The 12,955-nt window shown below is 62.9% G+C and carries 14 protein-coding genes; 10 read left to right on the top strand and 4 right to left on the bottom strand.

Going from position 1 to position 12,955, the window contains the following annotated elements; genetic code table 11:
* Positions 1–161: 161 nt before the first annotated feature.
* Entirely contained in the window at positions 162–1,088 is a 927-nt protein-coding gene (locus tag ACK1U9_RS19455) for an alpha/beta hydrolase (RefSeq protein ID WP_135002122.1), read from the top strand.
* Here ACK1U9_RS19455 and ACK1U9_RS19450 read toward each other — a convergent pair whose 3' ends face one another.
* Entirely contained in the window at positions 1,089–1,841 is a 753-nt protein-coding gene (locus tag ACK1U9_RS19450) for a DUF2059 domain-containing protein (RefSeq protein WP_046613591.1), read from the bottom strand.
* Positions 1,842–1,954: 113 nt separating this feature from the next.
* Between ACK1U9_RS19450 and ACK1U9_RS19445 the strand changes: the two genes are divergently transcribed.
* Both ACK1U9_RS19445 and ACK1U9_RS19440 read left to right on the top strand, forming a co-directional pair.
* Complete coding sequence (locus ACK1U9_RS19445) at positions 1,955–2,587, top strand: 2OG-Fe(II) oxygenase (protein WP_046613729.1); 633 nt, start codon at positions 1,955–1,957, stop codon at positions 2,585–2,587.
* A complete protein-coding gene (locus tag ACK1U9_RS19440; RefSeq protein ID WP_449110113.1) occupies positions 2,574–3,077 on the top strand; it encodes a DUF523 domain-containing protein in 504 nt (167 codons plus the stop codon). Before ACK1U9_RS19445 ends, ACK1U9_RS19440 begins: the two co-directional genes overlap by 14 nt.
* Positions 3,078–3,178: 101 nt before the next feature.
* Here ACK1U9_RS19440 and ACK1U9_RS19435 read toward each other — a convergent pair whose 3' ends face one another.
* On the bottom strand, positions 3,179–3,667 hold the full coding sequence (locus ACK1U9_RS19435) for a substrate-binding periplasmic protein (RefSeq protein WP_046613589.1): 489 nt from the start codon (positions 3,665–3,667) through the stop codon (positions 3,179–3,181).
* Between the two features lie 223 nt (positions 3,668–3,890).
* Between ACK1U9_RS19435 and ACK1U9_RS19430 the strand changes: the two genes are divergently transcribed.
* The gene (locus tag ACK1U9_RS19430; RefSeq protein WP_046613588.1) at positions 3,891–4,367 is read left to right on the top strand and encodes a DUF4399 domain-containing protein; all 477 of its coding nucleotides are present in this window, start codon (positions 3,891–3,893) and stop codon (positions 4,365–4,367) included.
* A 105-nt stretch (positions 4,368–4,472) separates the two neighbouring features.
* Here the strand turns inward: ACK1U9_RS19430 and serA are convergent, their stop codons facing one another.
* Complete coding sequence (gene serA, locus ACK1U9_RS19425) at positions 4,473–5,702, bottom strand: phosphoglycerate dehydrogenase (RefSeq protein ID WP_046613587.1); 1,230 nt, start codon at positions 5,700–5,702, stop codon at positions 4,473–4,475.
* Positions 5,703–5,872: 170 nt separating this feature from the next.
* On the opposite strand from serA, the gene ACK1U9_RS19420 reads away from it, so the two are divergent.
* From ACK1U9_RS19420 to ACK1U9_RS19405, 4 genes are all read left to right on the top strand, one after another.
* Positions 5,873–7,270 (top strand): FAD-binding oxidoreductase, encoded by a 1,398-nt coding sequence (locus ACK1U9_RS19420; protein ID WP_085601848.1) that lies wholly within the window; start codon positions 5,873–5,875, stop codon positions 7,268–7,270.
* A 25-nt stretch (positions 7,271–7,295) separates the two neighbouring features.
* On the top strand, positions 7,296–7,961 hold the full coding sequence (locus tag ACK1U9_RS19415; protein WP_085601849.1) for a fumarylacetoacetate hydrolase family protein: 666 nt from the start codon (positions 7,296–7,298) through the stop codon (positions 7,959–7,961).
* Between the two features lie 182 nt (positions 7,962–8,143).
* Positions 8,144–9,064, top strand: coding sequence for an SdiA-regulated domain-containing protein (locus ACK1U9_RS19410; protein ID WP_153671405.1), 921 nt, complete (start codon positions 8,144–8,146; stop codon positions 9,062–9,064).
* Between the two features lie 90 nt (positions 9,065–9,154).
* Complete coding sequence (locus tag ACK1U9_RS19405) at positions 9,155–10,057, top strand: SdiA-regulated domain-containing protein (RefSeq protein WP_085601851.1); 903 nt, start codon at positions 9,155–9,157, stop codon at positions 10,055–10,057.
* Positions 10,058–10,145: 88 nt separating this feature from the next.
* On the opposite strand, the gene rpiA is transcribed toward ACK1U9_RS19405, so the two are convergent.
* The gene (gene rpiA, locus ACK1U9_RS19400) at positions 10,146–10,820 is read right to left on the bottom strand and encodes a ribose-5-phosphate isomerase RpiA (RefSeq protein WP_449110112.1); all 675 of its coding nucleotides are present in this window, start codon (positions 10,818–10,820) and stop codon (positions 10,146–10,148) included.
* A gap of 134 nt (positions 10,821–10,954) precedes the next feature.
* Between rpiA and ilvA the strand changes: the two genes are divergently transcribed.
* A complete protein-coding gene (gene ilvA / locus ACK1U9_RS19395) occupies positions 10,955–12,469 on the top strand; it encodes a threonine ammonia-lyase, biosynthetic (RefSeq protein WP_046613583.1) in 1,515 nt (504 codons plus the stop codon).
* A gap of 123 nt (positions 12,470–12,592) precedes the next feature.
* Positions 12,593–12,955 (top strand): DUF2269 family protein (locus ACK1U9_RS19390; protein ID WP_449110111.1); only part of this gene is annotated, 363 nt, incomplete at its 3' end.

The raw sequence follows: 12,955 nt of genomic DNA, 5'->3' as shown, positions 1-12,955 counted from the left end.
CCAGCTCCCACAGGATATCACCAGGCCTGAGGCCGGTAACCTGTGGGAGCTGGCTTGCCGGCGATAGGGCCGGTACAGGTGACACATAGTCCAAGCTTGCCACGACGCCAGCCAGAGCTGAATATCCCAGATCAATACTTGCTTCACTGTGGATGTACCCGATGCCCGCTGCCTTTAACCCCGACCTCCTGCGCACCAGCCTGGCGCCGTTGACCGCTCGCCAGCCGTTGTCGGCGCAGGCGCAGGACTACCAGCGCTTCTACGGCTTGAGCCTGTCGGCCCACAGCTGGCTGGGCGGCTTCCAGGCCGCAGGCTTCGAGCTGGTCGGGCAGGCCTGGCTACCCGAGCAGCCGAGCGCGACGCTGTTCCTGTTGCACGGCTATTACGACCATATGGGCCTCTACCGGCATGTGATCGATTGGGCGCTCAAACAGGGTTTCGCCGTGATCAGTTGCGACCTGCCCGGCCATGGCCTGTCCAGCGGCGAGCGGGCCAGCATCAGTGATTTCGCGGTGTATCAGCAGGTGTTGGAAGCTTTGTTCGAGCAGGCGCTCACGCTGCAGCTGCCGCGCCCCTGGCACCTTTGCGGGCAAAGCACCGGTGGCGCCATCGCCGTGGACCACCTGCTGTACCAAGGCGCGCGCAGCCCCATCGATGGTCAGGTCATCCTGTTGGCGCCGCTGGTGCGGCCATGTGCCTGGCGCTGGTCAAAGCTGAGCTATCGTGTGTTGCGTCACTTCGTGAATGGCATCGAGCGGCGCTTCAGCGAGAACACCAATGACCCGAGCTTCCTGCCGTTCCTCGAAGCCGACCCGCTGCAACCGCGCCGCCTGCCAACGGCCTGGGTGGGCGCCTTGATCGACTGGGTCAAACGCATCGAGGCCGCGCCGCGCAGCACGCGGCGGCCGTTGATCGTGCAAGGAGAGGCGGATGGCACAGTGGATTGGCCCTACAACCTCGAAGTGCTCAAGGCCAAGTTTGCAGAGCCGCAGATCTTGATGCTGCCCGAGGCCCGTCACCACCTGGCCAACGAGTTACCGGGCATTCGCCAGCGCTACTTCGACTTCATCGACCAGCGCCTGGGCTGATCACTTCAGGTCGCTGCTGCTCTGGCCAACCGCCAGGCCTGCGCGAACGGCGGCCAGGGCGGCCTGGTAGTAAGCCTTGCCGTCTGGCGACTCGGCAAAGGTAGCGAACTCTTCCAGTTCGGCGTCAGTCAGGTCGCGGTAGACATACAGCAGGGTGTTGTTGAGGTCTTCGCCAATCTGGCTCATCAGACGCTGGCGCTGGCCGTCGAGCAGGCCTTGGGCCTGGCCGCCGCCGAACAGGCCGGGGATCATCGAGCTGAGGCTGTCGGCCGCCACGCCGGCGATGGCCAGGCTCACTTCGGCGCCGGCTTCGCGCGCCGGCAGGGCTTGGGCCAGGTGGCCGATTATCAGCAGGCGATCATCGCTGGCCTGGATCTTTGGCAAACCCTTGGCATTCCTGGCCAATTCGTCCTTGCGTGTGGCCTTGAGCTCCGCAGCCACCACCTTGCGCCCCAGCGGCGACTGGAAGAAGGCCAGCGCCGGTGCCGGGTTGGCCAAGGTTGCGCGCAGTTGCGCCTGGGCGCGACGGTCCACCGCCTGGGCCTGGAAACGCTGGTTGCTGTTGTTGACCAGCGCCTGGTACACGGCGGGTGGCAAACTGTTGCGGTAGCGTTCCTGGGCGGCGGTCAGGGCATCATTGAAATGGGCGCGCTGGTCGGGCCAGCCGGCGGCCTTGTACAGTTGATCCAGGTTGTCTGCCCAGACAGGCACGGTGCAGATCATCAGCAGAATCAGGGAAAACAGACGGCGCATTCAGGACTCCTGTCGGCAGGTGGCTATTGTCCGTGGCCGGGCGCCGGTTTGTCGAGATATCCGCGTGCTTCTCGGCCAAGTGGCGCTGTGCGCCGGCAGGGCTAATGGATATGATGCGCGCCATGCACATCTCCCCTGAACACCCGATACTTGCGGCCGTCGTCGACGATCTGGCCACCCATGGCTGGTCCCAGCAGGCGCTTTTTCTGCCTGCTGACCTGGTGCGCGCGCTGGCGGCCGAGTGCCGGCGCCGTGATGCCGAAGGCGAGCTCAACCCCGCGGGGGTTGGGCGCGGTGCTGCGCAGGAGGTGCGCGAGGCAATTCGCGGCGACCAGATCCAGTGGATCGATCCCGGCCAGGCCGAGGCCTGCGACCAGTACCTGGCCGCTATGGACCAGTTGCGCCAGGCCATCAACCAGGGCCTGTTCCTGGGCCTGGAAGACTTCGAGTGCCATTTTGCCCTGTACCCGCCGGGGGCGTTCTATCGCCGGCACCTGGACCGTTTCCGCGACGATGACCGGCGCATGGTGTCGGCAGTACTGTACTTGAATGAAGACTGGCAGCCGCAGGATGGTGGCCAGTTGCGCATGTTTCTGGTAGACGGTGTCGAGCATGATGTCGAGCCGGTGGCGGGCTGCCTGGTAGTGTTCCTGTCGGGCGAGGTGCCCCACGAGGTGCTGCCGGCAGGGCGTGAGCGGCTTTCGTTGACCGGCTGGTTCCGGCGCCGTGGCAATGACCTGTTCTGACCTGCCCAAGGTGCTGGTCAGCGCCTGCCTGCTGGGGCAGCCGGTGCGCTATGACGGCCGCGCCAGCGGCCACCCCGACCTGTTGCAGCGCTGGCAGGCCGAAGGGCGCGTGGTGCCGTTGTGCCCGGAAGTGGCGGGTGGCTTGCCGACCCCACGGCCGCCGGCAGAGATACCGGGCGGGCAGGGTGGGGAGGTGCTCGACGGTGGCGCGCGGGTGCTGACGGTTGCGGGCGAGGATGTCAGCACCGAGTTCCTGGCCGGGGCGCAGCGGGCGCTGGAACTGGTGCGCCGGCATGGCATTCGTGTGGCCGTGCTGAAGGCTGGGAGCCCTTCGTGCGGCAACCGGTTGACCTATGACGGCACGTTCAGTGGTGTGAAGGTGGCCGGGGAAGGGGTGACCACGGCATTGCTGCGGCGGGCGGGGGTGCTGGTGTTCAGCGAGCTGGAGCTGGACAAGGCACAGCAGGCTCTGATTGAGTTTTCTGCTTGAACCTGTACTGGCCTCTTCGCGGGCTCGCCCGCTCCCAGGCCTGTGATGTACCTGTGGGAGCGGGCGTGCCCGCGAAGAGGCCAGTACAGGCAATAAAGAACTTACTGCCCGTCCGCAGTCTCAGGTACACCCTTGAACCACTTCTGCTCAAGTTCGGCAGTCCGCCCGCTGTCCTTGAGCCGTTGCAGTGCATTGTTCACCGCACTCTCGAACGCCGGGTTGTCCTTCTGGAACGGGATCACCAGCTGCTTCTCGCCAAACGGCAGGCTCACATCGAGCGGGCCGTCATTCTTGGGCGATTCGCTCGACGGGGTCAGTGCAATGTCGTACTTGCCGGTCTCGACACCCGGCAGCACCTCTGCCGCGGGCGCTTCGATAAATTCGGCGCGCAGGTCCAGTTCTTTGGCCAGCGCCTGGCCGAAGTCGATCTCGAAGCCGCTCAGGTGGTCGTTTTCCTTGAATGCGTACGGCGAGTTGTCGACCTGTACGGCAATGCGCAGTTCGCCCCGGTCGGCAATTTCGTCTATCAGCTCGGCCTGAGCCAATGGCGTGATCAGTACCGCCAGCATTACTCCTATGGTCGAACGCATGAAAGCCCCTTTCTCTTTGGCATTTGAATAACCTTCGCCACGGCTTTCTTCCTCGCCGTGGTCGAGCGCAGCCTATGACCTTGAAGCCTCGGCCTTGTTTAACCCTGATTGAAATATTTCTGCCTCAGGATGTGAACATCTGGGCGCACATATCAACTAAGGTGAACCACCGCCGCCACTGGAATACTGGCGGCGGTCAATAAGTGAATCACAGGAGAAGTGAATGAACAGCCTATTTTCGCGTGCTGCCGTTGCTGGTCTGTTGATGGGAGCGTCAATGTTCGCCAGTGCCGCAGATGCCCTGAAAAGCCAGGAGCCGCCCAAGGATGCCAAGGTCTTCATCGTTTCCCCCGCCGATGGCGCCACGGTCGACAGGACCTTCACCGTCAAGTTCGGCATCGAGGGCATGGCGCTCAAGCCTGCGGGCGACAGCACCCCGCACACCGGGCACCACCACCTGCTGGTGGACGTGGATAAAGAGCCGGTGGCCGACATGCCGCTGCCATCTAGCCTGATGCCACAGGCCGGCACTGCACTGCCGGATGGCCCGCAAGTGCTGCACTTCGGCAAGGCGCAGACCGAAACCAGCATTACCCTGACCCCTGGCAAGCACACCCTGCAGCTGGTGCTCGGTGACCAGTATCACGTGCCGTTCAAGCCGAGCGTCGTGTCGCAGAAGATCACCGTCGACGTTAAATAGGTGTTGGGTTCTTCGCGGGTAAACCCGCGAAGCAGGAGACACCAACGTCACAGGCAAAAGAAAGGGAGGCCACCAGGGCCTCCCTTTTTCATGCCGCCAGCGAACTTAGAACAGGACGCGGGAACGGATGGTGCCCTTGACCTGTTGCAGCTTCTCTTGCGCCAGGTCGGAGTACTCGGCGTCAACGTCGATCACCACATAACCAACTTTCTCGTTGGTCTGCAGGAACTGACCGGAGATGTTGATGCCGTTTTCGGCGAATACCTTGTTGATCTCGCTGAGCACGCCCGGGATGTTTTCGTGGATGTGCAGCAGGCGGTGCTTGCCTGGGTGCGCCGGCAGGGCCACTTCCGGGAAGTTGACCGAGGATACCGACGTACCGTTGTCGCTGTACTTGACCAGCTTCTCGGCCACTTCCAGGCCGATGTTGGCTTGTGCTTCAGCGGTGGAACCACCGATGTGCGGGGTCAGGATCACGTTGTCCAGGCCACGCAGCGGGCTTTCGAACTGCTCGTCGTTGGAGCGCGGCTCGACCGGGAACACGTCGATGGCGGCGCCGATCAGGTGCTGGTCCTTGATGGCGGCGGCCAGGTGGTCCAGCTCGACCACAGTGCCACGGGCAGCGTTGATCAGAATCGCGCCCTTCTTCATCGAGCGGATTTCCTTCTCGCCGATCATCCACTGGGTGGACGGCAGCTCAGGCACGTGCAGCGAAACGATGTCGGCCAGGCCCAGCAGCTCGTGCAGGCTGGTGACCTGCACGGCGTTGCCCAGTGGCAGCTTGGTCAGCGGGTCGTAGAAATACACCTGCATGCCCATGTTCTCGGCCAGGACCGACAGCTGGGTGCCGATCGAGCCGTAACCGACGATACCCAGCTTCTTGCCGCGGATTTCGAAGGAGTTGGCCGCGCTCTTGATCCAGCCGCCACGGTGGCAGGAAGCATTCTTCTCGGGGATACCGCGCAGCAGCAGGATGGCTTCGGCCAGTACCAGTTCGGCTACCGAACGGGTGTTGGAGTATGGCGCGTTGAACACGGCGATACCGCGCTCGCGGGCAGCTTCCAGATCGACCTGGTTGGTGCCGATGCAGAAGCAGCCAACGGCGACCAGTTTCTTGGCGCAGTCGAAGATCTCTTCGGTCAGCTGAGTGCGTGAACGGATGCCGATGAAGTGGGCATCAGCGATCTTTTCCTTCAGCTCGGCTTCCGGCAGCGAACCAGTGAGGTATTCGATGTTGGTGTAGCCGGCGGCCTTGAGGGTATCGACCGCGTTCTGGTGCACACCTTCAAGAAGAAGGAACCGGATCTTGCTCTTGTCGAGAGAAGTCTTGCTCATCTGCGTAAACCTGTATCCCGGAGAAAAAATGGCGAGGGTGATGCCAGGCGCAAAGGCAGCCTTAGCATGAACAGCGGGAGGGCTATGCTAGCATACGCGACACAATCTGAGCTTATCCCGACAGGTGAAGAGTGCTCAGGGTGACTATGAATAAGTCGAGAGTTCCAGCGATGACCCACCCCGCTGTTATTGATGAACTGATGACCCTTGTCGACCCTGGCAAGGTCCTGACCGACGCAGCTTCCCTGGAAGCCTATGGCAAGGACTGGACCAAGCACTATCCACCGGCTCCCAGCGCCATCGTCTTCCCCAAGACGGTGGAGCAGGTGCAGGCGATCGTACGCTGGGCCAATACGCACAAGGTGGCGCTGGTGCCGTCGGGCGGGCGTACCGGGCTTTCCGCAGGCGCCGTGGCGGCCAATGGCGAAGTGGTGGTCGCCTTCGACTACATGAACCAGATCCTCGATTTCAATGCCTTCGACCGCACGGTGGTCTGCCAGCCAGGGGTAATTACCCGCCAGTTGCAGGCCTATGCCGAGGAGCAGGGCCTGTATTACCCGGTGGACTTCGCCTCCAGCGGCTCCAGCCAGATTGGCGGCAATATCGGCACCAATGCCGGCGGGATCAAGGTGATTCGCTACGGCATGACCCGCAATTGGGTGGCCGGGCTCAAGGTGGTCACCGGCAAGGGTGAGCTGCTGGAGCTGAACAAGGGGCTGATCAAGAACGCCACCGGCTACGACCTGCGCCAGTTGTTCATCGGTGCCGAAGGCACCCTGGGCTTCGTGGTCGAGGCCACCATGCGTCTGGACCGTGCGCCGCGCAACCTCACCGCGATGGTGCTGGGAACCCCGGATTTCGACTCGATCATGCCGGTGCTGCATGCCTTCCAGGGCAAGCTGGACCTGACCGCCTTCGAGTTCTTTTCCGACAAGGGCCTGGCCAAGATCCTGGCGCGTGGCGATGTGCCGGCGCCGTTCGATACCGACTGCCCGTTCTACGCGCTGCTGGAGTTCGAGGCCAGCACCGAGGAGGTGGCCAACGAAGCCCTGGCCACCTTCGAGCACTGCGTCGAGCAAGGCTGGGTGCTGGACGGGGTGATGAGCCAGAGCGAGACCCAGCTGAAAAACTTGTGGAAACTGCGCGAGTACCTGTCGGAAACCATCTCGCACTGGACCCCGTACAAGAACGACATTTCGGTCACGGTATCGAATGTGCCAGCGTTCCTGCGCGATATAGATGCCATCGTGGCCGAACATTACCCGGATTATGAAGTGGTGTGGTACGGCCACATCGGCGACGGCAACCTGCACCTGAACATCCTTAAGCCCGAGCACATGAGCAAGGATGACTTCTTCGCCTCGTGCGCCAAGGTCAACAAGTGGGTGTTCGAGATCGTCGAGCGCTACAACGGCTCGATTTCCGCCGAGCATGGTGTGGGCATGACCAAGCGCGACTATCTGGGCTACAGCCGCTCGCCCGAAGAAATCGCCTGCATGAAGGCAATAAAGGCCGTGTTCGACCCTAACGGCATCATGAATCCGGGTAAGATCTTCGCACCTGAATAGAAAGCAGTATCCAGAGGAGTCGGCCATGAGTTACCAGCACCAGTACGTAGACGGCACACGCATTCACTTCCCGCTGGGCAAGGTGGTGTGCATCGGCCGTAACTATGCCGAGCATGCCAAGGAGCTGGACAACCCGATCCCCACCGAACCGCTGCTGTTCATCAAGCCGGGCAGCTGTGTGGTGCCGGCCGAGGGCGGCTTCAAGATTCCAGAGGAGCGCGGCTCGGTGCACTATGAAGCGGAAATTGCCGTGTTGCTGGGCAAACCGCTGTCGACTCATCCGAGCGAGGAAGAGGTGCTGGACGCCATTTCCGGTTACGCCCCAGCGTTGGACCTTACCCTGCGCGATGTGCAGGCCAAACTGAAGGAAAAGGGCCTGCCATGGGAGCTGGCCAAGTGCTTCGACGGCGCCTGTGTACTGCCGCCGTTCGTGTCGGCCGCCAGCTTCGAGGATGTGACCGACATCCCGGTGCGCCTGACCGTAAACGGTGAAGTTCGCCAGGACGGTAACAGCGCGATGATGCTGAACCCGATCGTGCCGATGATCCAGCACATGGCCGCCCATTTCTCGCTGCAGGCGGGGGACGTGATCCTTACTGGCACCCCGGCGGGTGTGGGGCCGTTCAATGTCGGTGACGAACTGGTACTTGAGCTGCCGGGTGTAAGCCGCTTCGAAAGCCGGGTACTCTGATTCGAAACCGCGTCGCCTTCTTTGCGGGTAAACCCGCTCCCACAGGAATATCGCAAGCTTCAAACCTGTGAAGAACCCTGTGGGAGCGGGTTTACCCGCGAAGAGGCCGGTCCTGTTTACCGATTTTTCACACCTGATCCGGATAATGCGCGAATCTACGCCCATTTGCCCAGGACCCCCGCATGCCATCTCCCACCAGCGCTCCGGCAACCCCCAAGCGTCGTTTCTTCCTGCGCTGGCCCTTCGGCCTGGCCGCGGCGGCGATAATCGGCTATGGCGTTGCCGTGGCCATGCATTGGGATGATCGCGGCGCGCTGTGGGTCAAGGAAGGCTTCGAAAGCACCGCCGAGCGCAGCGAAAGCGTATGGCTGCCGGACTACCAGGTCGACATCGATGCCAAACCGCTGCCAGGCATGGACGACGATGAGGCCTCGGATGTGGCCTACAACCCGCGTACCCGCACCCTGTTCGCAGTCATGGGCAAGAACCCGATCCTGGTCGAACTGAGCCTGGATGGCGATGTACTGCGCAAGATCCCGCTCAACGGCTGGAACAACCCGGAAGGTGTCGCCGTGCTGGAAGACGGCTACCTGGCAATCACCGATGAGCGCCTGCACGACCTGACTGTGGTCAAGGTGGATGCACAGACCGCCTCGTTGAACCATGATGATTTCCAGAGCCACGACCTGGGCCAGTCGGTGAAGAGCAACAAGGGTTTCGAGGCGGTGGCCTGGGACCCGCTGCGCCAGCGCCTGATCATCGGAGAAGAGCGCCCGCCCAGGCTTTACACCTGGAACACCGATGGTCGCAGCCCGCTCACGGGTGAAAAGCAGCCGTTGCCCAACGATGAACTGGACCTGCGCAACCTCTCGGCGCTGAGCGTCGACCCGCGTACCGGCCACCTGCTGGCGCTTTCCGCGGATTCCAACATGCTGCTGGAGCTGGATGAGCAGGGCCAGCAAGTCAGCTTCATGACCTTGCTCGGCGGTTTCAACGGCTTGCGGGACACCATTCCGCGTGCCGAAGGGGTGGCCATGGACGACAAGGGCAACCTGTATATGGTCAGCGAGCCGGCCCTGTTCTATCGCTTCAGAAAGAACTGAGCCCAACATCCGACTTTTCGGATGCTGGCATTAAGCTTTACTTCAGTTGTTCATGGTTAGATTCGCCACCCCTATGTCGAGTCTGAACTCATGCGCCGTTTTGTTCGCCCGTTCCTTGTCCTGGCCGCCGTCGGCCTGCTCCTGCTCGGCCTGGCCGGGCAGCAGTTCCGCCTGTTCGAGCGGGGCTGGTTCAACCTCAAGGTCTGGTGGCAGCCTGCCGAGCAGAGCATTGGCCTGGACCGTTACCGGGTGGTGGTGGAGGCGCAGCCGGTCGAAGGGCTGGATGACGACCTATCGGCGCTGACCTACGATCCCGATCGCAAGACCCTGTTTACCGTCACCAATGCCCGCTCGGAGCTGATCGAGCTGTCGCTGGACGGCCGGATCCTGCGCCGGGTACCGCTGACCGGCTTCGGCGACCCGGAAGCCGTGGAGTACGTCGGGCCCAACAGCTATGTGATCACCGACGAGCGTCAACAGCGGCTGATTCGCGTGCGCCTGGAGGACGACACGATGTTCCTCGATGCCGGCGATGCCGAGCAGCTGACCCTGGGCATCGGCCTGAACGGCAACAAGGGTTTCGAGGGGCTGGCCTACGATTCTGCGGGCAAGCGCCTGTTCGTGGCCAAGGAGCGTGACCCGATGCTGATCTACGAAGTGCATGGCTTCCCGCACGACAACCCTGAGCAGCCCTATGCAGTGCATGTGGTGCAGGACCGCAAGCGCGATTCGCGGCTGTTCGTGCGGGACCTGTCGAGCTTGCAGTTCGATGAGCGCAGTGGGCACCTGCTGGCGCTGTCGGACGAGTCGCGGCTGGTACTGGAGCTGGATGTGGAGGGCCGGCCGCTGAGTACCTTGTCGTTGCGCAAGGGGTTCCAGGGGTTGCAGGCGACGGTGCCGCAGGCGGAGGGGATTGCGATGGATGAGGCGGGGACCATCTATCTGGTCAGTGAGCCGAACCTGTTCTATGTGTTCAAACAGCCAGCGGAGTGAGCAGCACAAGGCTGCCCCTACAGGAAGTCGCGTACCCTTGTAGGAGCAGCCTTGTGTTGCGAATCGAGGGCGAAGCCCTCGCCGCAGGTTACTCGGCCTTCAGGCTTTTCACGCCCTCAGAGGTACCCAGCAGCAGCAAATCTGCCGGACGCGCCGCGAACAGGCCGTTGGTCACCACGCCAACGATGGCGTTGATCTGCGCTTCCAGCTCCACCGGGTTGGTGATCTGCAGGTTGTGCACATCGAGGATCACGTTGCCGTTGTCGGTAACCACGCCTTGACGGTACACCGGGTCACCACCCAGCTTGACCAGCTGACGCGCCACGTGGCTGCGGGCCATGGGGATCACTTCGACCGGCAGCGGGAAGGCGCCCAGCACCGGTACCAGCTTGCTGGCGTCGGCGATGCAGATGAAGGTCTTGGCCACGGCGGCGACGATCTTCTCGCGGGTCAGGGCTGCGCCGCCGCCCTTGATCAGGTTCAGGTGCGCGTCGCTCTCGTCGGCGCCGTCCACGTAGAACTCCAGCTCGCTGACGCTGTTCAGCTCGTAGACCGGGATGCCATGGCCCTTCAGACGCTGGGCGGTGGCTTCGGAGCTGGCGACCGCGCCGTCGAAGGCGGTCTTGTGCTGAGCCAGGGCGTCGATGAAGAAGTTGGCGGTCGAACCGGTGCCGACGCCGACGACGCTCTTTTCATCCAGCTTGGGCAGAATGAAGTCGACAGCGGCCTGGGCGACGGCCTGTTTGAGTTGGTCCTGGGTCATGCGGGCTCCGAGAGGGGCAGGGCGGTTTCGAAAAGAGCCTAGTATAACGGCTCGGGCGGCTTTGCTGTGGTCGCCCGACGTAGCGCTGGGGTAGACTCCCAGCCCTTGTCCCGCGGCCCAGTGATGCTTTCCCGATGCTCGAACAGTACGTCAAGAAGATCCTCACCTCGCGCGTCTACGACGTTGCGGTAGAAACCCCGCTGCAGAGCGCCGGGCAGCTGAGCAAGCGGCTGGGCAACCAGATTCTGCTCAAGCGTGAAGACCTGCAGCCGGTGTTCTCGTTCAAGATTCGCGGGGCCTACAACAAACTGGCCCAGCTGACCCCGGAAGAGCTGGCCCGTGGCGTGGTCACCGCCTCGGCAGGCAACCACGCCCAGGGCCTGGCCCTGGCCGCGCGCGAGATGGGCATCAAGGCCACTATCGTGATGCCCAAGACCACCCCGGAGATCAAGGTCGAAGGCGTGCGTTCGCGGGGCGGCAAGGTGGTGCTGCATGGCGACTCGTTCCCCGAGGCGCTGGCCTATTCGCTGAAACTGGTCGATGAAAAGGGCTTCGTCTACGTGCACCCCTACGACGATCCGCACACCATCGCCGGGCAGGGCACCGTGGCCATGGAAATCCTGCGCCAGCACCCAGGCCAGCTGGACGCGATCTTCGTGCCGGTGGGTGGCGGTGGCCTGATCGCTGGCATTGCTGCCTACGTGAAGTACCTGCGCCCGGAAATCAAGGTGATTGGCGTCGAGCCGGACGACTCCAACTGCCTGCAGGCGGCCATGGCGGCCGGCGAGCGCGTGGTGCTGCCGCAGGTCGGGCTGTTCGCCGACGGTGTGGCGGTGGCGCAGATCGGCCAGCACACCTTCGATATCTGCCGCCATCATGTGGATGAAGTGGTCACCGTCAGTACCGACGAGATTTGTGCGGCTATCAAGGATATCTACGACGATACCCGCTCGATCACCGAGCCTGCCGGCGCCTTGGGCGTGGCAGGCATCAAGAAGTACGTCGAGTTGTACGGCGTGACCGGGCAGACCCTGGTGGCCATCGACTCCGGTGCCAACGTCAACTTCGACCGCCTGCGCCATGTGGCCGAGCGTGCCGAGCTGGGTGAAAAGCGCGAAGCGATCATCGCCGTGACCATCCCCGAACGCCCGGGCAGCTTCAAGGCCTTCTGCGAGGCTATCGGCAAGCGCCAGATCACCGAGTTCAACTACCGCAAGCACACCTCCGACGAGGCGCATATCTTCGTCGGCGTGCAGACCCACCCGGAAAACGACCCGCGTGCGGCGCTGGTACAGCAACTGACCGAGCAGGGCTTCCCGGTTACAGACCTGACCGACAACGAGTTGGCCAAGTTGCATATTCGCCACATGGTCGGTGGCCATTCGGCCGGTGCCAGTGACGAGATGGTGCTGCGCTTCGAGTTCCCCGAGCGGCCGGGGGCGCTGTTCAACTTCCTCAACAAGCTGGGCGGGCGCTGGAACATCTCGATGTTCCATTACCGCAACCATGGCGCCGCTGACGGGCGCGTGGTGGCGGGGTTGCAGGTGCCGGAGGACGAGCGCCACCTGGTGCCGTCGGCGCTGGCGAAGATCGGCTACCCGTACTGGGACGAGACTGACAACCCGGCTTACAAGCTGTTCCTGGGCTGAGCGGCTAAGCTAAGCCAGATATCTCGCTTTTTGTAGGAGCGGCCTTGTGTCGCGATGGGCCGCAAGGCCGCTCCTACAAGGGTTAGCTGCTGCAAAAATGGCCTGACAAAGGACAATTCGGACATGGAACACCTGACCACCCTCAAGACCCTGCACATCATCGCCACTGCGCTCCTGCTGCTGGGCGCTCTGGGCCTGGCGCTCTGGACCGTGCGCGCCCGCCGCCAGGGCGATGCCGAGGCCTACGCCAAGCTGCTGCGTCGGCCGCTGGTGTTCGTCTGGCTGGTAATGGGCCTGTGCCTGGTGAGCATGCCGTTCACCGGCTGGTGGCTCGTGCACCTTGTGGGCTGGCCGCTGGGGCAGACCTGGGTGCTGGCGTCCAGCGTCATCTATACGCTGGGCGCGTTTGCCGTGTGGTGGCTGCTGGTGCGGTTGAACCGGCTGCGCAAGGCCGAGGTGGTGGGGTTGCGCTTTACTCTGGCACTG

The sequence above is a fragment of the Pseudomonas sp. XP1 genome, assembly GCF_053557675.1.
The sequence above is the reverse complement of the archived record's forward strand: the minus strand, read 5'-3'. Positions and strand labels throughout refer to the sequence as shown.